The sequence below is a fragment of the Vulcaniibacterium gelatinicum genome (genome assembly GCF_008033445.1).
GTDB lineage: Bacteria > Pseudomonadota > Gammaproteobacteria > Xanthomonadales > Xanthomonadaceae > Vulcaniibacterium_B > Vulcaniibacterium_B gelatinicum.
This window is the reverse complement of the sequence record NZ_VNKO01000041.1, coordinates 1-1157: the sequence shown is the minus strand read 5'-3', so window position 1 is coordinate 1157 and position 1157 is coordinate 1. Positions and strand designations below refer to the sequence as shown.

At 67.0% G+C, this 1157-nt stretch carries 1 protein-coding gene; it reads right to left on the bottom strand.

Annotated elements, in window-relative coordinates:
- Window positions 1-124: 124 nt before the first annotated feature.
- The gene (locus FPV26_RS12550; RefSeq protein WP_147654210.1) at window positions 125-1093 is read right to left on the bottom strand and encodes an IS5 family transposase; all 969 of its coding nucleotides are present in this window, start codon (window positions 1091-1093) and stop codon (window positions 125-127) included.
- Between the last annotated feature and the right edge of the window lie 64 nt (window positions 1094-1157).

The window sequence follows — 1157 nt, the reverse complement described above, 5'->3', positions numbered from 1 at the left end:
CGACGAGATTGCTTTACGATTGAACCAGCGCCCGAGGAAGACCTTGGGCTTCAGGACGCCGGCCTACAAGCTCGGCGAGTGTGTTGCAACGACCGCCTGAGCCCGCCCCGCCCATCGGACGGATTTACCCCGTCGGTTGCAACAAACAGCGGCGCGCCATCCACAGGTTCGACAGCGCGAACAGCGTCAGCACCTGCGCCGCGTTCTTCGCCAGACCGCGGTAGCGCACCTTGGTGTAGCCGAACTGCCGCTTGATCACCCGAAACGGATGCTCCACCTTCGCCCGCAGGCTCGCCTTGTAGCGCTCCCAGCGCTCGGCGTAGCGACGTTCGCGCCGATTCCGGATCGCGCGCAGCTTCGAGGGCTTCTCCGCGATCAGGAATCCGGCGTCCACCCCCTGCAGCTCCTCGCGCTTGTCCGCGCCGGTATACCCGCTGTCGCCGCACACCGTGTCCTCCCGGCCGTGCAGCAACTTGTGCACCTGGGTCACGTCGGCCACGTTCGCCGCCGTGCATTCCACGTGGTGCACCAGGCCGGACTCGTCATCGACGCCGATGTGCGCCTTCATCCCGAAGTGCCACTGGTCGCCCTTCCTCGTCTGGTGCATCTCCGGGTCGCGCTCGCCGTCCCGGTTCTTGGTCGAGCTCGGCGCGGCGATGATCGTGGCGTCCACGATCGTGCCCGCGCGCAGGCTCAAGCCCTTGCGCGCCAGGTACGCATTCACCCGCTCGAAGATCTTCCCGGCCAGCCCGTGCGTTTCCAGCAGCCGGCGGAAGTTGAGGATCGTGGTCTCGTCGGGAACGTCGTCCAGTCCGCTCAACCGGGCGAACCGCCGCATCACCGGCGTGTCGTACAGCGCCTCCTCCATCGCCGGGTCGCTGAGCGCGTACCACTGCTGCAGGAAGTGGATGCGCAGCATCGTGGCCAGCGGGTACGGCTGGCGGCCGGGGCGACCGGTCCTGGGATAGTGCGGCTCGACCAGGGCCAGCAGGGCCTGCCACGGCACCACCTGCTCCATCTCGGCCAGGAAGATCTCCCGCCGGGTACGCTTGCGCTTGCCCATGCCCTCGGCGTCACCGAACGTCAGCTGCATCGATCGTCACCCCAATCGCGGTGCGCTATTGTCGCCGAGATCATGGGAGTTGTTCAGACCTTCC